16 protein-coding genes are annotated in these 21,942 nt (G+C 45.5%); 13 read left to right on the forward strand and 3 right to left on the reverse strand.

From position 1 onward, the window contains the following. The first annotated feature begins 903 nt into the window (after positions 1-903). A complete protein-coding gene (locus tag S7335_RS27255; protein ID WP_083785054.1) occupies positions 904-3,969 on the forward strand; it encodes a G8 domain-containing protein in 3,066 nt (1,021 codons plus the stop codon). Between the two features lie 337 nt (positions 3,970-4,306). Here S7335_RS27255 and S7335_RS08130 read toward each other — a convergent pair whose 3' ends face one another. Further along, the gene (locus tag S7335_RS08130; protein ID WP_006455786.1) at positions 4,307-5,293 is read right to left on the reverse strand and encodes a sulfotransferase; all 987 of its coding nucleotides are present in this window, start codon (positions 5,291-5,293) and stop codon (positions 4,307-4,309) included. A gap of 316 nt (positions 5,294-5,609) precedes the next feature. Next, positions 5,610-6,260, reverse strand: a complete 651-nt coding sequence (locus S7335_RS08135) for a sulfotransferase family 2 domain-containing protein (RefSeq protein WP_006455849.1) — start codon at positions 6,258-6,260, stop codon at positions 5,610-5,612. Between the two features lie 1,277 nt (positions 6,261-7,537). On the opposite strand from S7335_RS08135, the gene S7335_RS08140 reads away from it, so the two are divergent. The 12 genes from S7335_RS08140 (at position 7,538) to S7335_RS08195 (ending at position 21,160) form a co-directional block, all read left to right on the forward strand. Further along, the gene (locus S7335_RS08140; RefSeq protein WP_006453828.1) at positions 7,538-9,316 is read left to right on the forward strand and encodes an ABC transporter ATP-binding protein; all 1,779 of its coding nucleotides are present in this window, start codon (positions 7,538-7,540) and stop codon (positions 9,314-9,316) included. 25 nt (positions 9,317-9,341) lie between these two features. Then, the gene (locus tag S7335_RS08145) at positions 9,342-10,199 is read left to right on the forward strand and encodes a sulfotransferase family 2 domain-containing protein (protein WP_006454963.1); all 858 of its coding nucleotides are present in this window, start codon (positions 9,342-9,344) and stop codon (positions 10,197-10,199) included. 8 nt (positions 10,200-10,207) lie between these two features. Beyond that, a complete protein-coding gene (locus tag S7335_RS08150; protein WP_006454011.1) occupies positions 10,208-11,185 on the forward strand; it encodes a hypothetical protein in 978 nt (325 codons plus the stop codon). 55 nt (positions 11,186-11,240) lie between these two features. Beyond that, on the forward strand, positions 11,241-12,176 hold the full coding sequence (locus S7335_RS08155; protein ID WP_006457412.1) for a glycosyltransferase family 2 protein: 936 nt from the start codon (positions 11,241-11,243) through the stop codon (positions 12,174-12,176). Positions 12,177-12,246: 70 nt separating this feature from the next. Next, on the forward strand, positions 12,247-13,404 hold the full coding sequence (locus S7335_RS08160; protein ID WP_006454139.1) for a glycosyltransferase: 1,158 nt from the start codon (positions 12,247-12,249) through the stop codon (positions 13,402-13,404). A gap of 68 nt (positions 13,405-13,472) precedes the next feature. Next, complete coding sequence (locus tag S7335_RS08165) at positions 13,473-14,549, forward strand: glycosyltransferase (RefSeq protein WP_006455850.1); 1,077 nt, start codon at positions 13,473-13,475, stop codon at positions 14,547-14,549. Between the two features lie 35 nt (positions 14,550-14,584). Beyond that, on the forward strand, positions 14,585-15,385 hold the full coding sequence (locus S7335_RS08170) for a hypothetical protein (RefSeq protein ID WP_006454744.1): 801 nt from the start codon (positions 14,585-14,587) through the stop codon (positions 15,383-15,385). Between the two features lie 75 nt (positions 15,386-15,460). Continuing rightward, a complete protein-coding gene (locus S7335_RS08175) occupies positions 15,461-16,024 on the forward strand; it encodes a sulfotransferase family 2 domain-containing protein (RefSeq protein WP_198011359.1) in 564 nt (187 codons plus the stop codon). 18 nt (positions 16,025-16,042) lie between these two features. Beyond that, positions 16,043-17,167, forward strand: coding sequence for a glycosyltransferase family 1 protein (locus S7335_RS08180; protein ID WP_006456606.1), 1,125 nt, complete (start codon positions 16,043-16,045; stop codon positions 17,165-17,167). Next, complete coding sequence (locus tag S7335_RS08185) at positions 17,145-18,461, forward strand: glycosyltransferase family 4 protein (RefSeq protein ID WP_227499966.1); 1,317 nt, start codon at positions 17,145-17,147, stop codon at positions 18,459-18,461. The genes S7335_RS08180 and S7335_RS08185 overlap by 23 nt, the downstream gene beginning before the upstream one ends. 2 nt (positions 18,462-18,463) lie before the next feature. After that, positions 18,464-19,627: a glycosyltransferase gene (locus S7335_RS08190; protein WP_006456756.1), complete on the forward strand. Its 1,164-nt coding sequence runs from the start codon at positions 18,464-18,466 to the stop codon at positions 19,625-19,627. A gap of 570 nt (positions 19,628-20,197) precedes the next feature. Next, positions 20,198-21,160, forward strand: coding sequence for a hypothetical protein (locus tag S7335_RS08195; protein WP_157620130.1), 963 nt, complete (start codon positions 20,198-20,200; stop codon positions 21,158-21,160). 472 nt (positions 21,161-21,632) lie between these two features. Here S7335_RS08195 and S7335_RS08200 read toward each other — a convergent pair whose 3' ends face one another. Further along, the gene (locus S7335_RS08200) at positions 21,633-21,839 is read right to left on the reverse strand and encodes a hypothetical protein (RefSeq protein WP_006456386.1); all 207 of its coding nucleotides are present in this window, start codon (positions 21,837-21,839) and stop codon (positions 21,633-21,635) included. Positions 21,840-21,942 lie beyond the last annotated feature (103 nt).

Here is a 21,942-nt window from a genome sequence, read left to right on the forward strand (position 1 = left end):
ATCCGGATGAATCGGACGCATATTTAGTCAACTTTCTATCGAAAAACTTGATGTAGACTCGGTCAGTGATTAGGAACAATGATGACGTCCTTATTTGTAGGATTTTGAAGTTGACATCAAGCATGTTTTTCGTTTAGATGATGATAGTTTACTCAGGGTTGAAAGAAATCTAACTCGACCTTTGTCACTAGGAATGCATCTGCTAGCAGAGCGCGTTAGAGAGATTTAAACTAAAGCACTTTGACTGTAGCCATTAATTATATGCCTTTCAAAATCTTGGTTTGCTTGTAGCAACCCGCGTCACCAGTTACAAAAAACGCTTGTCTTCGTACATCCTGGAAATAGAAAAGCCCCCATACTTTGGCTTGCCATTAGAATTACTACACCGCAAATAGCTTGCAAACTATGCATTCAAAGCCTTCCGGCTTCGCTAGCTCAGTTCCGCACGGAGCTAAGTAGCTCTGTCTATCCAATCTAGCTATTGGACTGACAAGTTTTCAGCAATAGTCTTAGCGCTGTGCTCTTCTGCAATCAGTTTCAATACTGCGCGCCGACGATTAGAGTAATCGTCGATGACTTTTACCAGAGCCTTTTGATTCGGCGCGTTAGTGCTTTTCAATGGCTCTTGAGAAATAACGGCTGGAGCGACGTAAACTCGTCGCTTGATAACCAATGAACTTCTGTGAGTTTTCAGTGCTCGCAGTGTTTGAGTTCACAAAGTCATCAGAGAGCGTTAGAGATAAATATTTTTCTCGCTTCTAGCATACTCTCCATGCAACAACTTGTGCATCAACCACCGTTCAGTCTTATCTTCTAGAGCTAACTTTTTTCCTGACAAACCATAACGATACTTCGTGCAGGCGTCTTTCTTTAAACTAACTACCCACAGGGATCTCAACCAAAATGAACACCAGTAACCATGTAATGGAAATGCACAACAACTATCAAGGTATGAGTCCAGATGGCAGCGTATCGAATTCCGCAGGGAAAACTGTACTGTGGTCGCAGGCATCTGAATGGTTGGGAAGAACACCTAAGGCTGGGGAAGATGTTGTTATCCCAAAAGGACTCTCTGTATTTCTTGATGATACTACTCCAGAACTAGGAAATCTAGTTATTCATGGCAACTTAATATTTGGCGAGACTGATGTCAGACTTACGGCTGACAACATTGTTGTGTTTGGCGAAATGACAGCAGGAAGTGAGACGGCCCCTCACGAACACAAGGCTGAGATTATCTTAACTGGTAAGTCGGGAGATGCTGATGTTGTTCTTTCAGAACTAATGGATGGCCATATGGGCCATATGGGAGGAATGCATGCACAGCATATGGACAACCCTATCGATAACAAAGTTGTTATTGTAGCGCCTGGTGGCAAGCTGTCGCTGCATGGTGCTAAGGTCGATAGCTGGATGCAGCTAAACTCGACAGCAAATGCGGGTGATAGGTCCATCAAACTCAACGGATCACCTAAAGGATGGGGGGTCGGTGACACAATTGCGATCGCCCCTACTGACTTCGATGTGTTTGAGGTAGAAGAGCGAGTCATTAGCCGTATCGAAGGCTCAACTGTATTCTTTGATCGCCCTTTGGAGAACAAGCATTACGGTCAGCAGCAGGCATTGGGTAACGGTAAGGTGCTCGATATGCGCGGTGAGGTGACTAATTTGTCACGCAACATTAGTATCACCGGGTCGGATGAGGGAGAAACTAGAATTGATAACAGTCGTGAGAACCCTAACTATTACACTCGAACTGGCTACGGTGGACACACCATATATATGGCTGGTTCTGATATCAAAATTGACGGCGTAGAATTTGCTGGATTAGGTCTTTCTGGAGAGCTAGGTGGCTATCCTGTTCATTTCCACCACACAGGTGATGCAGAAGGCTCATATTTGAAGAATTCCTCTGTTCATAACACCTTTCAGCGAGGTGTTGTTGTTCATAGAACAGATAACTTGTTAGTCGAAGGCAATGTAGCTTACGAGACAATGAGCCATAGCTTCTACATTGAAGATGGCGTAGAAACTGGCAATCAGTTCATCAACAATCTAGCTATGCTGCCTCGTTCTACTCAGCAAGAGTTTCGAGTAGATAATCCACGGTTTGGCCGCAAAGAGCGAGCTTCTGCTTTTTGGATCACTAACCCTGACAATGCTTTTGTCGGTAACCATGCTGCTGGTGTTGTTAGCGGTCAAGGATTTTGGTTTGTTGAACCAGACAACGGTTCTGGTACCGCAGACAAAAAGGGAAAGGCGCTAAAGCAGGCCCCAATCCGTCAGTTTGAGGACAATACGGCTCATACAATCATGTTTGATCCCTATGCTTCCGATAACTTGGGCTATCGATTCAATTGGACTGGCAATGGACTGGAATTAGGAGAAAGCTTTACTACCCGTTCGGATAATGCCGCTATCAAGGACTTTACCGCCTGGAAAATTGGTAACATGGCTGTCCAAGTAGGTCCGACGAGAAATGTCAAAATCGAAGATGCTATTCTTGCTGAAGCCAGAGTGATGGTGCAGTCAAAGAGTCGCAGTCGGCGTCCTAGCGATGATCCGCTACAGTTCATTCGGCCTACGCTAGTAGCTGAGACTAACAACAAAGTGGCAGGTCGTGATCTTCAAAGTCTCTTACCTAAGAACTTTCCAGGTCCTTTTCTCCACGAGTCTGCCCGGCCGCTCGAGTTTGTTGAAGCTACAATCATTGGTCAAGACGAGCTAGAGTACCCCAAACGCAAAGAATTTCAAAATCAGCTGACATTCTTGCAAGGAGTCAACAACCTTGAACCTGAGCCAGTCGTTGAACCTGAGCCAGTCGTTGAACCTGACCCAGTTGTTGAGCCTGAGCCAGTCGTCGAACCTGACCCAGTTGTTGAGCCTGAGCCAGTCGTCGAACCTGACCCAGTTGTTGAGCCTGAGCCAGTCGTCGAGCCTGACCCAGTTGTTGAGCCTGAGCCAGTCGTCGAGCCTGACCCAGTTGTTGAGCCTGAGCCAGTCGTCGAGCCTGACCCAGTCGTTGAACCTAAGCCAGTCATACCATCTGACAGTATGGATTTACTGACGCTGTCTCTGATTGATGTGGCAACTGGCAAGCCAATAGAAGGCTTTGAGGATTTGGGCGCGCTTACAGAAATTAATCGAAACGCACTTAACTTTCGAGAGTATAATTTGGTCGCTCGAATCAACAGGTTCAACCCGTCTGCCAAGGCGGTTGAAAGCGTGAAGTTTGAGTCTAATCTGGGCGATCGCATTGAGGACGTTGCACCTTATGCAATCTTCGGAGATAGGAATGGTAACTTCAAAGGAAAGACGTTTCGTAATGGTAGCTACACTATAGAAGCGACTGCCTACTCAGAGAACAATGGAAAAGGAAAAGTGCTGTCTACCGTATCTGCTAGCTACACAGTCGTTCAGGAACCGGTTTCAAGTGAAGTAGAAGCGCAAACAGTATCTATCAATGATATTGCTAACTCAACTTCCAACGTAAGCGATTCGGGCAAGGCCACATTAGATAACAGTGTCATCACAGGAACTAGTCGTGCCGACAAACTTTACGGTGGGGTGGGGAATCAAAAGATATCCGGCCGCGGTGGTGCAGATCAGCTAACTGCAGTGGATACGAATAGCGACATGCCTGGAATAGGCGAGAGAGACGTTCTACTCGGTGGTAAAGGGGCAGACCTGTACGTCCTAGGAAATGCTGATACGGCCTTCTACGACGATGGAGATAGCAACAGTATGGGCCTGTCAGACTATGCGCTCATTCGCGGACTGACGCAAGAAGATACCATTCAGCTACACGGAAAGAAGAGTGATTATCAATTGGGTGCATCGCCTTTAGACAACAAGCAACATTTAGGTATCTTCCTGAAGTCATCGGGTCAAGAGGAGCTAGTAGGTATCGTAGGATCGGGGCAAGGCAAATCGCTCACCCTTGATAGTCCTATCTTCAGCTTCGTATAGAGCCTGTTCAAGATCTTAGAAAGCGACTGCAACGGAACTTGTGGAAGTACCGCTATCGCACTTGGCACTCAGCGGACCTTGGGTATCATATTCAGTGCCAGACACAATAACAAAGTTGCTAAACGCTTTCTAAGTCCTTCTACGTAAAGTCCTTAACGTATCCTATCCCATTGGACCGGGCTCCATTATTGTCGATATGAATGTAGCCTATCCACCGCTATCGTTGAATCGAAAGTTGGCACGAGCCCGAAATCATGTGAATACGTACTATGACGGTACTGTGTAACTATGAGGCTCTAACCCCCTAATTCTGTCCGGAGTACTGCTCAGGGTAGATCTACCCTAGATTCTTAAAAGTATTGACAGCACGCCTTTTATATCTCCAATTGTTAAACTGTCTAGCTAAGGTATAAGCACTTTGTCTAAACGAGTCCAAAACCAAATTCGATAAAAAAGGAAACTCAATGGAATATCGATATTTTATGAGATAGGGCATTGCCAGTAGCTCAAACACGAACCGATCTATCTTTGGCATCTGTGTCAAGAACTTTCCCTGATTGCTAGCATCAATGCCACCTTTCACCTTTCCGTGAATCGTATTTTCGTGCTGAGATAACAGTAAGTTTCTGTTAAGGGCTGAAGTAGAATATCTCTCACACAGATCTTCCGTAAATTCGATGTCTAAAAACTCACAGAGCCCTCTCAATTCATGTTTAGACTGAGCCAGTACGTCCTCGTAACGAAGCTCGTATAGCTGCTCACAATCATTTTCTTCTATCCGCTTGAGACCATCAATCCAATAAAGTGCAGAGGTTATCGGACTTTTTGGCCCAAACTTATTTAGGCTCCCCTTGTGAACTTTTTGGTACGAAAGACATACATCTCGGCCATCCCTAACGATGTGTACTATCTTACATTTCGGAAAAACTTCAAATATCTTATCCACGCTGGCAATCAATACGGGGTGCTTGATTCCCCACTGCAGATTAGGAAGATCTTTTATCTTCATATAGGCATCATAGATAGCTCTATTGACTTCGGAGAAGCTTGAGGGGGATGCGTTTTGTAAGTAGTTCAGCAGATAGTCTTTATCCATACCCCAGCCATTCTCTTGAGAAGCTTTCATAAATAGCTTCACAATTTGGTTATAGTCTTCATCAGAGAACTTTTCTTGATCTTTATAGAAAGGATAGGCCCTAGCGAAGAAGTCACTTTCGTGAGGAATATATATCTGTTCACTCGCGTTCAGTATAGCCCTCAGGAGCGTAGTGCCTGATCGACCAGAACTTACGATAAATACAGGGGACAAGTTTGTATTATTCATGCTATCAACGATTTGGTAGTGCGATTCAGTAAAGGGTGGAGAAAGTATCAGGAGTCAGAACTATCCACTCTCTTTCTTCTGACCAAGCGGTTATACCCATGAATGAAGTTCTATATCGCTCGATAGGGTTGCCCAACCTCTTTGAGAATGACAGCGCCTTCCTCATAAACCGCCCAACTTTTTGACGTAGGGCATTACCATTCTTATGTTGACTTGCTCTGTGTAGCTAGTTGGGACACTGTCTTTCTCTACCCACCGAAAATGTCGCATGCTCGAAATCATCGTCTCATATCAATCCGATGAACCATCACTCTAGCTACTCAAAATCGTATCCAAATAATGCAATATCTCTTTCATATCGGGTAGCAACTACTTCTTTTAGATCTTCAGAATAGTACTTTCGGTAGTCCCTTCTAAATGACCTTTGTAAATGAGGAAGTTCCATAGGTTCGACGTTGAGGTGATCACAGATCCGCGCCAAATCCTCACTCAAGCTCTCAAACTTGCCGACAAAGTTGGGCAGCAGTTTACCGTCTACGCCCACAATAAAAGTGTGTTGTGACCTAAAGTGCTTTTCTGCTAAGGTCTCAGGGATATCAATTACGCTATTCACAAACGCCCCGAAGGACATACCGGCTTCAAAAGTGTCATAGTGTGCCAAACCTACACTCACGCCGTTTTGAAACCAGCGATTGTTAATATGCGCATCCGACTTAATCTTATTGCAATAGCAAGACACTAGCCGGTCCCATGGGTTGCGTACAAAAGCAAATTTGAAGTAGTCTTCATACCCCTGCAATGCATCAAGATCTTGGATGCCAGGGAAGTACGTATCATGTACAGAAATGTCTGAATCAGAAGACATCTCTATCAAGTCAGCGCAAGCTTTCTTAAGACTGGTACAAGCTACCTTTGGGATAGGGAAATAAATCACTTTATGCTTCTTAATCAAGATTGCTTTGCTCATTAAGTACCTACCTCGGAGGCGATTGTAAAAATCGTTCCAATTTCTAGTGACCTTTTCCAGAGCAGACGTAGACTGAGTGGATTGGACAGTCATCACATATCCTCATAACAGTACTTAATTCATATTCCAGTCGTTATCCCAAGAGGCCTTCACAAATAATTTTATACCTGGCTATAGTCCTTGTTGGAGAACTCCTTTTGATTCCTATAAACTCGCTCCCTATATATTAAGGAGAAGCTCTAGCAAAGAAAGCATTTTTGTAAAGAATATATGAAGGAATATATATCTGTTCACTCGCGTTCAGTATATCCCTTAGGAGCGTAGTGCCTAATCGACTAGAACTTACGATAAATACAGGGGACAAGTTTGTATTATTCATGCTATCAATGACCTGGTAGTGCGATCTAGTAGAGAGCAGAGAAAACATTAGGATCCAGACAATCCACCTTTTTTCTGACTGAGCGGTTGCACTTATGAATGAAGTTCCATATCGCACCAGTATGCTTGCCCAACTTCTTTGAGTAATAAGGGCTTCTTCCTCACGAGTCGCCCTCTTTAAGACAAGGTATTATCACTCCATGTTGACCGCTCAATGTAGCTAGCCAAGCCACTATCTTTAATTTACCGAAAGTCGCTTGCTCAGAATCACCGTGGCCTACGACTTCACAGTATTCTGTGTACACTTTGGCACATTGTCTGTACATAGGAGGTAGTGATTGATACAACTGTTGTGCAGAAACTTGTGGACGGTGGCCGATAGCTCACTTAATAATTTCTCTCGTATCCGCATCCATCGCTAGCAAACCCTACCGCTTATTGCCGTTATTAGGACCTTGCATCGTCTTATGCCCTAGGGAATGCCTACCAAACGACGGCCGCCGTCTCTGCAATTGTAGTTCTGCTTCCCACGGTGTGTCCTACTATTCTTTGATATGTCGTGATAGCCGCAAATGGGATAGGTCATTCATGACTTTATGGTCATGGCACTTTTGCCGGACAGCAGTAATGTCCCAACCTTCCCTCTAGCTTTTACACTAATTCTCTAGCTTTTAGACATATGTACTACCCACATGCATATGTCAACTTTCTGTATAAAAAGCGTTCACATATGAAGAGACCACATAGAAAGAAAATAACTAGCCGATTAAGAAGTAATAATATAGAGCAGTCCAGTACTGATAAGCTGACAAAAGTTACTGCGCTTTAGTCAGTTAACTAGGGAAAAATTGGTCGTGGACCGACATCTCATGAACTGGTTTTGAGGAGAGCTTACTTCTATGTGGTATTTTCTAAACGCGATCTCGAATATACTTTCAATTGGTAAAATAAAGTTTCTCCTAATTGCTCTTGGCTTCATTTTTGTTTCTGTACTAGAAGCTTTTGGCATTGGCCTAATTGGCCCATTCATTTACTTTGTTAGTGATCCTAGTGCTATTCAAAGACAGCCCTATCTCAATCGAATATATCAGCAACTAAATCTATCTAGCCCAAACGATTTTTTGCTTTGGCTTGGAATTGGAATTATTGTATTCTTTGCATTCAAGTCAATGATGAACTGGCGAGTACAATCATTTATCTATAAATTTAGCTTCACCCAAGAGGCCAAGCTCGCGAAGAAGTTGATGCGTTTATATCTAAAAGCACCCTACACCTATCATCTATCTAAAGACAGCTCATATATTATAAATACTATTTTAAGTGATGTTAAAGCGCTTTCTTTAGGGGTCTTCGTTCCTAGCTTAACTATTCTCGCCAATATATCTGTTATCACCTCTCTGTCTCTTCTTCTGCTGATTTCAGATCCCTTGGTAACAGCGGTTGCTATATTATTCATTCTGCCTATATTCCTTGTACTCAATACCTTTCGAAGCAGAATTAGAAGCTGGGGTTCAGAAATTTCAAACTCTAATCGCAATAGTGCGAAGATAATCTATGAGTCGCTAGGTGGTATCAAAGAGGTTAAAGCAATAGGCTGCGAGCAATACTTCAATGATCAGCTGAGTGCTCAGTGTAACCGTTATGTGAAAGCGTCTTCTGACAATTTCTCCTTCAAGATCTTACCTAGGATGGTACTAGAGGCGGCTTTTGTTGCTCTGCTGGTAGGAATTACCCTCTTGGTACTATTTGTTAGAGGAGATGCTTCCTCAATGATTGCGACTTTAGGAACCTTCGCTCTAGTTGCTGTTAGGCTGATCCCAGCCTCTAGCAATCTAGCAAGCTCTCTTATTAATGTGCGGAGTAAGGGATATGTTGTCGACAAGCTTTACGCCGATCTACAAGAGCTTGAAAGGGCCGCTCATAGCAATAGAGAAACAACTACCGAAAAAGACCCAAGAACATTTGGCTTAAGTTTCACAGAAAGCATTCAACTCAGTCATATCTCTTATTCCTACCCAGGAAGCTATCAAGAAGCGCTTTCAGACATTAGTATTCAAATAAAAAAAGGTCAGTCAGTCGCATTTATAGGTAAATCTGGTGCAGGGAAAACGACACTAGTAGATGTATTGTTAGGCATCTTGACTCCTAGCAGCGGGGACATTCTGATAGACGGCGTTTCTATCTATAACAATCTGGCAGACTGGCGACAACTCATCGGCTACATGCCACAGTCTGTCCATCTGATTGATGATTCTCTAGTTAAGAATATAGCGCTTGGAGTCTCAGATAAGGCGATTGACTACGAGAAGATACACCATTGTATTCGATCGGCCCAGCTCGAAGATGTAGTCAAGAACCTTCCAGAGGGTATATATGCTGAGCTAGGAGAACGGGGTGTAAGGCTCTCTGGTGGACAGCGGCAAAGGGTAGGTATTGCTAGAGCGCTCTATCACGGCAGCGATATCTTGATTATGGACGAAGCTACCTCTGCACTAGATAGTGAAACGGAAGCCCTTATCACAGAGTCAATAAAATCACTGAGCCGTGAGAGAACTGTCATTGTGATCGCCCACCGGATGTCCACAATTCAGCACTGCGACCAGGTTTTCCTCTTAAACAACGGACAGCTCACTCAAACAGGAAGTTATGAGGAGGTCGTTGCTAGCAGAGGTCTATAATTGCGGTTCCCATCCATATCAAAATATGCTTCGTCTTCTACCTCAGATCAAAACTCAAAAACTCCAGAATGTTTCTATCAAAACTAGAAACCTGATTAGGGGTCCTTTGAAGAAGAATATTTATTTCCACCACATTCCTAAGTGTGGCGGGACCTCTCTGAATAGAGCGCTTCAGTCCTGCTATGTCAAGTGGAATCTATGGGAATCTAGTAATGTTCTAAATCTAAATTCAGCAGCCTCCTGGCAATCAGCTCAAGTCTTATTTGGAAAGGAGCTACCACCTGATGTGGTAGATGATTCTGCGGTGATGCAGCTACGAGAAGAACTTCTATTTTATTTTATGTCTTTGGGCCATGTCCATTATCTATCTGGGCACTTTCCATTTAGCACCTTAGCTCATCAGTACTATGGTAGTCGATTCGATTTCATTACGGTTCTTCGTGACCCGGTTGATAGATGGATATCGAGCTATTTCTATAACAACTACAGACAGCAGTCCTCTTACCGTAAGATTGCGATCGATCTTGATGATTATATTAATTCTGAATTAGGGCGATCGCAAGGCTATGAATACGCTAAGTTCCTAGGTGGTGTTGCCAAAGAGGGTAGCTTCATGAATGCTGATTTTGTACAGCGAGCAAAAGAGAACTTGCATAAGTTTCAACTGATTGGATTTCTAGACGACATGGCTACGTTTCAGAAGATGTTCGCTCAGCGCTACGGCACAAAGCTACGCATAAACACGCTGAATCAGCGGCCTAGTAAGGAAAAAAAACTCAATGAAATCATTAATGAGAAGATGATGGGTACTATTAAAGAGATCTGTAGCCCTGACTTGGAAATATACAACTATGCCGTGGACAACTTTAAATCAGGGTTATAGGGTTTCAAATGTCATTTCTTCGTACAGCAATCAGCAGCAAAAAGATAAGTGCTGGCTTTCGTAAAGGTGTCAACACGCTTCGGCATCAATTAGAGGACCGCATTCGCCTTTCACAGCTATCCTCAGACAGTTCACCTATCGTTAATGACAAAGAGATTCGTGTCGTAGGTCTCAGGCGTACTGGCAATCACGCAATCATGAACTGGATTAGAAAGCAGCAGCGGGGCGAGATCTTTTATATCAACAACGCACTGATCAACGTTAATCCATACCGCGACGTTTACGAAGAGCAGGTCCGCATAGCGAAAAAACCTGATATTAGCGGCTGGAGAACTGACAACCTTGAAAAGTGGAAAAAGGAAGCCCTCGGAGATTTCTCATACAAAGATTGCCTAGTATACAGCTATGAAGACCAGCCAATGGAGAAAATGTGCGACCCCGCCTTCGAGAAGAAGCATGATATCTATTTTGGTAAAAGCAGAATTCGATACGATCTGATCTTATTAAGAGATCCTTTCAACCTTTTCGCTAGCAGACTCAGAGCTAGTCGTAGAAAGAACCCTACAGCAGGCTCGATAGACTTTATGAAAGTAAAGTCTCGTCACCATACGCTGCCGCAGCTATGGATAGACTATGCAAAAGAGTACCTAAACGAAACGAACTACCTAAGTAACGTCAAAGTTCCAGTGAATTACAATCAGTGGGTGAACGATAGTGCCTATAGACGCCAGCTCGCTGAGACGCTTGGACTTGAATTTACCGATTCTGGCGTGGACGATGTAATGACCAACGGCGGTGGTAGCTCGTTCGATGGGACTAACCTTCAAGGGAAAGCTACTGAAATGTCTGTGCTAGAGCGCTGGACACACTTTTCTGATGATGCAGAATTCAAAGCGCTAATAGCAGATAAGTCTCTGCGAGACTATTGCACCGAGATATTCGGAACTATCCCTGGCACCGAGTCACTGTATACATCGAGCACGTAGAGTCAGTCTTGCTTCTACACGTCTACCATACCGATTTGGAGATTAAGTTATAGCTATGACTAACTCTATAGAATCAACGGCCGTATCAACAGCTTTTGTATCAGTTATCATTCCAGTCTATAACGATCCACATAGATTACAGACCTGTCTCCAAGCATTGGACAATCAGACCTATCCCAAATCTCACTACGAGGTGATTGTAGTCGACAACGCTTCAACCGAGAGCCCTGCGCAGATCGTTGCACCCTACGAATGGGCTAGTCTGATGGTCGAACGTGAGCCTGGTTCATACGCCGCGCGTAACACCGGGATCAAACAAGCAAAAGGGCCGATCATCGCCTTCACTGATGCTGACTGCATCCCTGATACTGACTGGCTGCGAGCGGGTGTGAGCTGCTTAGAATCAACCGAGGGGTGTGGTATGGTCGCTGGCCGTATCGACCTTTTTTTTCAAGATCTAGAGAAGCCGACAGCAGTCGAGATATATGAAAGTGTCGAGATGGGATTTTCCCAAGCTGAGTTCTTGGCCGAGCAGCACTACGGTCTTACAGCTAACCTATTTACCTACAAGCAGGTCATAGAAGACGTTGGGCTATTTAGCACTACCTTGAAATCGGGTGGCGATAAAGAATGGGGACAGCGCGTTTTTGCAGCTAACTATCCTCAAGTCTACGCGCACGACGCCTATGTTTGTCATCCTACTCGCCACAGCTTCGGCGCACTCTACAAGCGGGTAACCCGAATCGTAGGGGGAAAACATGATGCAGCGCAGTCTCAATGGTCTCATCTAGATAATGCCAAAGGATTCGCTAAAGACCTTGTTATGGCATTCACTCCACCGGGTCGTAGTATCCTGCGCGTTTGGGACAATAAAAAGCTTCAAACGCAAAAGCAGCGGTTTCAATTTGTTTTTGTAATGTTTTTCGTTAGATATGTTAGCGCTTGGGAAAGAATGCGACTACGACTTGGCGGTCGCTCCAGAAGGTGGTGATAATACGAAGGATTGTTCGTATCTTTTGACAGGGACAGATCCACAAATCTATAAGGGGAAATAGATTGAGATGAAGCTTGCCTATGTGACAATCAAAAACGCTCAACAGCTAGGCAAAGGTACCGAATGGTCGGGGACTGGCTATCACATCGCTCAAGCTTTGACAGAACAGTCCGTCTCGATTGACTACCTGGGACCGCTAAGAGACCCCCTGTCGATGAAGGCTCTGCGTAAGCTGAAGCGTCACTACCACCAGATTGGCGGTAAAGTTTACTTCAAAGATACCGACCCAGCGATTCTACAACGATACGCTAATCAGGTTGCCGAAAAGCTAAGGCTTGCTCCTCACGATGCAATTTTGAGTGCAACGAGCAACCCAATTGCCTATCTCAAAAGTCAGCAGCCTATTCTGTTTTGGGCTGATGCAACGTTTCAAAACACGGCTGAGTTCTATCCAAAATACAGCAATCTCTGTCAGTCATCGGTAGACTACGGTCATGAAATGGAGCGACTAGCGCTAGAAAAATGCCGGTTTGCAATTTATTCCTCTGATTGGGCTGCAAATACCGCTATTAATTTTTACGGAGCAGAGCCTGAAAAAGTTAATGTAATTCCTTTCGGAGCTAACCTAACATCTAATTTATCACCTATAGAAGTTGAAAGTTTGGTAGATTCGCGGCCTTCAACGACTTGCAAGCTGATTTTTATCGGTGTGGACTGGATAAGAAAAGGGGGTGATAAAGCGCTGGCGGTCGCCAAAGCATTAAATCAGGCCGGCCTACCAACAGAGCTGACGCTAATAGGAACTCAACCTGAAGATGACGCTCCTCTCCCTGATTATGTCAAGCCAATGGGCTATATCAGCAAGCTTACAGCATCGGGCCAGCAACAAATTTCTCAGCTTATCGGAGAGTCTCATTTCTTAGTCCTACCGACTCTAGCTGACTGCTCGCCCATTGTGCTATGCGAAGCTAATGCCTTTGGCGTTCCTTGTCTTTCAACCGATATAGGTGGTATTCCAACCATCGTAAAACCTAATATCAACGGTCAGCTATTCGGTGCTCAATCAAGCGTCGGCGACTACTGCACGTATATTGCAGATTTGTTTGCTGATTACAGCCGCTATAAAAAGATGTGCCTATCGTCTTTCTGGGAGTACAAAGAACGATTGAACTGGCAGGCGGCAGGAAAGGCGGCTAAAGCGCTCCTTCACCAGGCTTGTCAATGAATGGTATTTTCTAGATTTTGAATGCTGCAGGTTCACTTTCACGTATTTGATTGTCAGGTATTTTCGCTATGGTACATTCCCCGCTAGTTAGCATAATCATCAATAACTACAACTACGAGAAGTTCCTGCGCGATGCTATAGACAGTGCGCTTAATCAGAGCTATGACAATGTCGAGGTGATTGTCGTAGATGATGGATCAACTGATACTTCTAGGGACATTATCAGAAGCTATGGCGATCGCCTCATACCGCTCTTCCAGGAAAACGCCAAACAGGGTGCTGCTTTCAACAATGGGTTTGCTCACAGCAAAGGCGATATCATTCTCTTTCTAGATTCAGACGATTATCTGTTTGAGCAGACACTAGAGAAGATTGTTGAAGTCTGGAACCCAACAGTCTCCAAAGTTCACTATCGGCTACAGATTGTCGATGCTCAAGGTGAGATTCAAGGTCCTTGCTATCCGCCACGCAATCTGCCACTAGCTAGTGGCGAAGTATGGAAGGAGCTGTTCGATAGAGGCGCATATACTGGTGTCTCTACTAGTGGCAACGCTATTAGCCGTCATGCACTAGCAGAAGTCTCTCCTATCCCAGAGAAGTATAAGCTGACATCTGATGACTATCTTTCCACGCTTATTCCTTTCTATGGCGAAGTAGTCGCAATAGATGAGCCACTAGCGGCTTACCGTATTCATACGAGTAATCAGTGGGCGCTAGTCACCGTCAGCGGCGATAGATTTCATCGTTTCGTACATCATCACAATCAGAGCCAAGCCCTAATTGAACAGCAGGCTGAGAAGATGAATTATTCACTGCCAGACGACTTAGAAGAGCGTAATCCTGGCTATGTGTGGTGTCGTCTCTCTTCGCTGCGGTTGGGACCTAGCAAACATCCAAAAACAAAAGATACTTCCTTTAAGCTGATGTACTGGGGAATACGATCACTTTGGAAGTATTCAGACTTCAACATTAAAAAGCGTCTGATCTATAGCATTTGGTTTGTCTGGGTAGCTATCATGCCGCTACCACTAGCAAAATTAGCTATCACCTGGTTATATGTGCCGCAAAATCGGCCGAAGCTTCTAGACTGGGCGAAGCAGCTAACTTCTCAGAAGAAAACAGTACCGATTGAAGCAGTTAATTAACCTGATTAGTTATCGGAAAATCGAACAGCCAACCTATGAAACTTACTAAAAACCGTTTAACAGAAGACTACGATACAGCTATTCTCGTCGAGCTGTATGGCGAGGCAGCCCATTCTCCACTACAGCGAACCACGTCTCAGATTCGTCATGAACTCCGTCGTCTGATGGTAAAAGTTCCAGCTGTGTACCTACCGCTTACCCGATGGAAGTATCCACCTGGCGTGCTTCATCGGCCTGAAGCGTTGCGTCACGATACCGAGATTGTGATCGAAGGCTATCCTCGTTCGGGAAATTCGTTTGCCTTTACCGCTTTTGATATGGCCCAAGGCAAGGGTTCTGTTCGTATCTCACATCATCTACACACAGCATCACCTGTAATTGCCGCAATCAAAGCGAAAATTCCTTGCGTGATCTTAGTACGCAACCCCGAAGATGCGATTATCTCGCATATTCTTTATTCTCAGAACCTGACAATCAAACAGTGCCTCAATAGCTATCTTGATTTCTATCAGCCTCTTTTGAAGTACAAAGAGGCATTTGTTATTGCTAAGTTTGAAGATGTTATCTCTGATTTTGGCCAGATTATTCAGCAAACCAACCAAAAATTTTCTACGAATTTTAAGACTTTTGAGCACACTCAGGAAAATGCTGATAAGTGCTTTGAAGTACTGAACAACTCCTGGAAAGATCTAGGCTTTAGTGAGCAAAAGAGCGTTACCTGCGCACCATCGGACCAAAGAAAGCGATATAAGGAAATTCTGCGAGAGCACTTTCGAGCCGATTCTTTAAGCGATCTACGAAACCAAGCGCTCAATCTGTATAGCGCTTATCTATAGGCCTACTTAGGAACATATACTATGAAAGCCCTTTCAAATAACTTGCCTCGCCCTTTAAAAAATAGGGTGCAGCTCATGCGACACCGGTGGATGGATAAGTTTGTGTTTATCCATATCAACAAAACCGGCGGAACTAGCGTAGCGAAGGCGCTGAATATTCCAACAATCCATCGGACAGCGCTTGAGAAAATCGAAGAGATAGGTCGCGAAGAGTGGAACCGACGGTTTACTTTTGCGGTCGTTAGAAACCCCTGGGATAAGGTCGTTTCACACTATCACTACCGGGTACAAACCGACCAAACCAATCTGGGCGAAGGTAAGGTCGACTTCAAGACCTGGGTAACACTTTCCTACGGTAAGAAGGATCCAGCCTACTACAACAAACCTAAAATGTTTATGCCACAAACAAAGTGGGTTGTGGACCAGACTGGTGAAATGATAGTGGACTATATCTGTCGGTTTGAATCACTATCTAGTGACTTTGAGCAGGTATGTAAGCGCCTTAATCTCGACGCAAGCCTACCTCATCTAAAGAGCAGCAAGCGGGGCAGCTATCAAGATTATTACGACTCGGCCACTAAAGCTATTGTTGCCGATTGGTTCGCTGAAGATGTTGAACAGTTTCACTATACTTTCTAGCCAGGATGAGAAATTTATATGCGTGTCGCTATTTTGCGTAGTACCGCACAGTCCTCAATCAGCATGAAGGTGTATGCCAACAACATTGTTGATGGGCTCAAGGAAGTTCGTCCAGATTGGGAAATTTTAGATATTTCCCCTAAGATTCCTATACCTGGTGAAGTCTCTGCACTCCAGAACTCGCTTAGTAAGTACTATGATCGCTACTGGCACTATCCGCGATCTTTGAAGAGCTGCGAAGCAGATGTTTTTCATATTGTTGATCACAGCGATGGACATCTAGCCTCTGCCCTGAAGCGCTATGGAAAGCGTTCGGTCGTCACTTGCCATGACTTGATCAATTGGGTTCAGCCGGAGATGTACCAGGGTTTGGCGATTATGCCTTTGATTAGCTTGAATAGCTGGCGCTGGTCAGTGAAGCAGATGGCAGATGCAAATCACGTCGTAACAGTCTCTGAGCATACAGCCGCAGACGTAACCGAAAGTCTTCAGCTCGATTCAGAAGTGGTCACAGCCATTCCTAATGCGGTGAGCGACCAGTTCTCTCCTGCGTCTGCAGAAGCTGTCTCTACGTTTCGTGAATCAAAGGGAGTGAACTCGAGTACCTTTTGCCTACTCAATGTTGGCTCAAATAATCCTCGTAAGAACGTCTCGGCGATTTTGGAGACGATGCATGTTTTGAAGCAGCGATCGCATCCTGTGCATTTTTGGAAAGCGGGTAGCAATTTTACCAGCGAGCAGTGTGAATTCATAGCGACTCATCAGCTAACTGACCATGTTACTTACCTTGGTAAGCTAGATAGTACGCTATTACCAACGCTATACAGCGCGGCCGATGTACTAGTAGCACCGTCTTTGTATGAGGGTTTTGGACTGACCGTACTGGAGGCAATGGCTTGTGGGACGCCAGTGGTAACGGCCAATACGACCTCTCTTCCTGAGGTGGCTGGAGATGCAGCCATCTTGGTCGCTCCTAGTGATACGGAGGCGATCGCCTCTGCAACTGAGCGCCTTATTGAAGATCTCGACTTGCGTCAACAGCTATCTGCGGCGGGTCTTTCCCGAGCCGCATTATTCACCTGGACTAATACCGCCAGCCAACTCGCTAGCATCTATGAGCATGTCTACAATGCCTCCCGTTGAGTCATACCCTTCGCTCAAAGTTCTCATCTCTGTTTATGCCTGCGCTCCCAACGTTGGCTCAGAGCCGGGCGTCGGTTGGAACATTGTGTGCGCTTTAGCTAAGCACCACGAACTTTATGTCTTTACCCGCGCAAGCAATGCTCCTGCGATAGAAGCTGAGCTAAGCAAGCAGCCGATCGACAATCTCAACTTCATCTACTTCGACCCACCTACCTGGGCCGCGTGGCTGCCTCCTGCGAATGTTGCGCACTACTACTTTTGGCAAATTGAAGCGTATGCAGTGGCTAAAGAGCTGCTTAGAACTCAGCCGATTCATCTAGTTCATCACATTACCTACGTTCGCTATTCCACGCCTAGCTTCTTATCTCTTTTGCCGCTGCCTTTCATCTTTGGTCCAGTTGGCGGCGGAGAGCAGGCTCCTAGCACTTTCTGGCAGAGTTTCTCGCTGCGAGGAAAGGTCTACAACGTTTTAAGAAATTTATCTCACAAAGTAGGTGAACTAGACCCTTTCACTAGAGCGACGGCTAGGCGAAGTTTCTTAGTTCGAGCAACTACTGTAGATACGGCGGCCAGGTTGAAGAAGCTAGGTGCGGCTAACGTTCAAGTTGCTTCTGCGCTAGGTCTTTCTCAAGAAGAAATCGATCAGCTCGCTCAGCAGCCGGACCCTCCACCTGCGCCCATTCGATTTATTTCAATTGCTAGGCTTTTACACTGGAAGGGCATCTATTTGGGCCTGCAGGCGTTTGCTGATGTTGTACAACATTCGGATTCACTGAATGAATGTGAGTACTGGATCTTGGGAGAAGGCCCGGAGCGCGATCGCCTAGGAACACTTGCTGACGAACTGGACATTGCCAAGCAGGTGAAATTCTTGGGAGTACTCCCGCGCGATCAGACTTTGCAAAAGATCGCTGAATGTCACGTCCTATTACATCCTAGTCTCCATGATTCTGGTGGATTTGTCTGTCTAGAAGCCATGGCCGCAGGGCGTCCAGTTATTTGTCTAGATTTAGGCGGGCCTGCGGTGCAGGTCACGCCTGCTGCTGGTGTATTGGTACCTGCGGAAGACCCGAAGCAGGCGGTGCGATCACTTAGCCAGGCAATGGTAAAGCTGGCGACGGACCACCCTCTGAGGGCGCAGATGGGTGCGGCTGGGCGTCAGCATGTGCTGGAGAACTACGTATGGGAAGCAAAAGCGCAGCAGCTAGCGCAGCTCTATCGCGACTGCGTAGAGCAGCAGCCTGTTGATATGTCCCCCTCTGTCCTAGAAAGTCAAGAAAGTAACTGTACATAACCATGCGGATTCTAAGCGTTCACAACAGCTATCAGATTCGAGGCGGAGAGGATGAGTCTCGCAAGACCGAGGAGAACTTGCTACGTAGTCGTGGTCATACAGTGGATACCTATGAGGTCAGTAATGATCTCATCGCAGACATTCCTCCGGCGAATTTAGCTGCTCGTACGCTCTGGTCACAAGAAACCTATCGAGCGGTCGGTCAGCTCCTAGCAGCTGCGTCATACGATATTGTGCATGTACAAAACTTTTTCCCTTTGATTTCCCCGTCAGTTTTCTACGCAGCCAAGTCAGCTAATGTTCCCGTGATCCAAACACTTAGGAACTATCGGCTGATATGTCCGAACGCGCTCTTTTTTAGAGACGGTCAGGTTTGTGAAGACTGTGTCGGCAAGCCGATTCCCTATCCTGGAATTGTGCATAGCTGCTATCGGGAAAGCAAGGCTGCGAGTGCGGTTACCGCCGCTATGATCGTGGCACATCGGATGGTGAATACCTGGAAAAGTAAAATCGATGGCTATATTGCCTTGACAGAGTTTGCAAAAAGAAAATTCACACAAAGCGGGTTCCCAGCTGAAAAGATACACGTGAAGTCTAACTTTGTAAGCCCTGATCCGGGTGTGGCTGAGGGCAAAGGTGGCTATGCACTCTACGTAGGCCGCTTATCGGTAGAAAAAGGGTTAGATACGCTGCTAGAGGCCTGGGAACAGCTAGAATACAGCATAGATCTAAAAATTGTCGGGGACGGTCCGTTAACCGACCTGGTAGTAGCTGCTACCAAGAAGTCTGATCGGATAGAGTGGTTAGGACGTTTACCCGTTGAGGATGTCTACAATCTGATGGGTAACGCCAGGTTTTTAGTGTTTCCTTCTAAGTGGTACGAAACCTTTGGCCGAGTAGCGGTAGAAGCGTTTGCCAAAGGAACGCCCGTGATCGCCTCTGAGATTGGTGCGATCGCTGAAATTGTGAACTCTGGTGAAACAGGCTTGCTGTTTGAAGCGGGTAACGCGTCCGATTTGGCTGAAAAGGTCATGACCTTGATGGGTGATACCTACTCCAGTTTGCAGATGCGACAGAGATCAAGGGATGAATACCTCTCTAAATATACCGCTGATATAAACTACATCCGTTTAATAGAGATATACGAACAGTATCTTGTGCGCTAGCAGCAGGGACTTATAGCGTGTACCTGATGCATATGTCCCCGTGTATTAGGTACACACGAACCACTTTGTCAGTTATGCTACAAGGCTTTTCGCTCGTAATGTATGTACTTCAGCAAAGTGGGAAACACTATATAGTGATCTGCTAGCTACTTTTTTACATCAACAGAGCAATTTAGAGAGACCGTGAGCAGACATAAACAGCAGCTTATTAAAAGCTCTTTCATACTTCTACTAGCCTTTTCGACTGCTTTCTTTTCAAGACTAGTTGATACGGCAGGCGCACCTGCCACTATAAACTTCGTTCATCTAGCAGTTGTACCTGCGGCAAGCCTGTATCTTGTTGTGTCGTCGCGAACAAAGCTGCTAAAGCAAATTATATCGGCGCAAGTTCTCCTCTTTAGCCTTCTGTTCTTTCTACTTTCTGTGATAACCAGCGCGTTTTTTAACTATGCTGGATTTATCAATATTGCCTTATCCTACTTGCTATGGGTTGAAGCCTACATTTTCTTGTGCGCATTTGTGAGTATTCCACTCAGCGTCGACAGCGTCGCTAGTATAAAGACCTGGCTTATGCGGATTTCGATTTTTCATATTGGCCTGGCTCTCCTACAAAAAGTACTACTAGAAGTTGGTCTTCTAAAGACTACGAAGATGAATATCCTCCAAGATAATATACAGGGGGTGTTCTATCTATCCGGCGGCGGTCATGTGATTGGCGCCTCTGTTTCAATTGCTTTTGCTGCCTATTGCTTTAGCCAATCTAAGTTTTCATTGACCTTCAAGATGGGTGTGTTGGTCGCCGCGATGACTCAGTTGGTAGTTGCAGATGCTAAGCAGGTACTCTTCGTCTCTTTTGCAGCTTGGCTCATCTTGATTTTGACAAAAGTCGCTGATATCAAGAAGGTCTTGATTTACGGTACGCTCGGTGCGCTTTCGCTTGCCATTTTAGTATGGTGCGTAAATAATTTTGAAGCATTTAGAGGCTTTAAAACCTGGATCAGACCGGAGATCTACGGACCACAAGGAGAAGCTCGGCTGCTGAAGCTTTCCTCGATCCATATTATTCAGTCTTATCACGAGAACTTCTTACATTGGCTGTTTGGTCTAGGCCCAGGTCATACCGTTGAGCGATTAGGCGGATGGATGATCCCCAAGTATGAAAGCCTACTAAAACCATTAGGAGTAACTTCTCATCCAGTCAGTCAAGAGGTATGGGACGCTTTCTTTTCAAGCTGGCTTGGCGGCAAATCCAGTATGTTTTCACCATTCTTCGGCTGGGCTGGCATGTGGGGCGATCTTGGCATAGTAGGGTTGATCGCTTATGGCTCTATTTTAGCTGCGATATGGGTGTACATATGTGCAGACGATCTATCTAAATTCTTGCTGCTTACTGTTGTTGTCAACGGTCTGATATTCGCACAGATGCAGGAGCCTGGCTACATGCTATATACCACTCTAGTCATTGGATTGAGATTTCAAGAGCGCGTGCTTGAGGAGGGCCAGCGCAGTCACCATCGCCTGGTAGTGCATTAGTGTAAAGGCTAGAGGAGAGCATAGACAACATGGCGGCTGCTCGGCAAAGGCGCTATGACCATAAAGTCAGAAAAGAGCTACTCCGCTTGCAGCTTTGACGACATCTCGAAGGACGGTATGACACGCCATGGAAAGCAGAACGGCTCTAGTGTAAGAGGGTGCCGAAGAGAGAGTAACGCTATCATTACTCCCCTGACTGTACAGTAGCCCGGAAGATTTGGTTGAGTGGGACTTCAGGGAATCTTGTGGAAGCGCTTTTTGTTTAGGGGACGTTCTGAAAATGGGATAGAAAAGTGCGTGAGCGCTCTGTTAGTCTGTGTATACGCCCACCAGCGATACACAGCAGGGAAGGACCGCGACAACTGCCATGCCGAGTCTCGAGAATGTTCCGCAATGTGATCGAGACTTCTTTGATCTATCATCCAGGGCTAGCCATCCCCACTGTATTATTATCTTTGCTATCAACAAACGACTATAGCCCAACCATATGCACTGCTAGGTTAGTCTGGGCTTCCGGTCGCACTCCAGCACCTTGCGGCACCTCAGCATAGTACTCGTTGACGTAGGGTTGTAAACAGCTCTCTGAAACACCTGTTGCTTTAGCAATACCTGCCAGCGGCAGCTTCTCGAGCAGCGGCAAGTTTACCAGCGTACGAGTACTCTGTCTTTTGGTTCCCACTCTGGGTCTTCAACGAACTGCTGATTACAGTCTCAACGCTTGTAGCTCTGTTTACCTCGGCGTGCAGTATCGCTTTTAGAGATATTGTGCGAGTCGCATGTGG

The organism is Synechococcus sp. PCC 7335, assembly GCF_000155595.1.
Classification (GTDB): domain Bacteria; phylum Cyanobacteriota; class Cyanobacteriia; order Phormidesmidales; family Phormidesmidaceae; genus Phormidesmis.